The organism is Microbulbifer okhotskensis (assembly GCF_023895975.1).
Taxonomy (GTDB): Bacteria; Pseudomonadota; Gammaproteobacteria; order Pseudomonadales; family Cellvibrionaceae; genus Microbulbifer; species Microbulbifer okhotskensis.
This window is the reverse complement of the sequence record NZ_JALBWM010000459.1, coordinates 1-300: the sequence shown is the minus strand read 5'-3', so window position 1 is coordinate 300 and position 300 is coordinate 1. Positions and strand designations below refer to the sequence as shown.

Annotated in this window: 1 protein-coding gene; it reads right to left on the bottom strand. The window is 53.0% G+C overall.

The genetic code is table 11. The annotated features are described in order from the left end of the window. Positions 1 to 300: reverse transcriptase domain-containing protein (locus MO867_RS24470; protein ID WP_252473449.1), on the bottom strand; the 300-nt coding region annotated here is incomplete at both ends.

Below are 300 nucleotides of genomic sequence, written 5' to 3'. Positions count from 1 at the left end.
GCCAAACTTGTTCAGCCGTTGCGGTAGCACCCGGTAAAAGCGCTCTGCATCCGTTCTCAATTGGAAAGCTACTACAAAATCATCTGCGTAGCGGATTAGCATGGCTCTTCCACGCATACGCGGTTTAACCTTCTTCTCGAACCACAAATCCAGGGCGTAGTGCAGATAGATGTTCGCCAGCACCGGACTGATCACGCCCCCTTGCGGGGTGCCTGCTGCCGGTTTACTGAATTTACCATCTAGGGTTTGCACCCGCACCTTAAGCCACTGCTTAATCAGTGTCAGCAGGGCTTTGTCGTC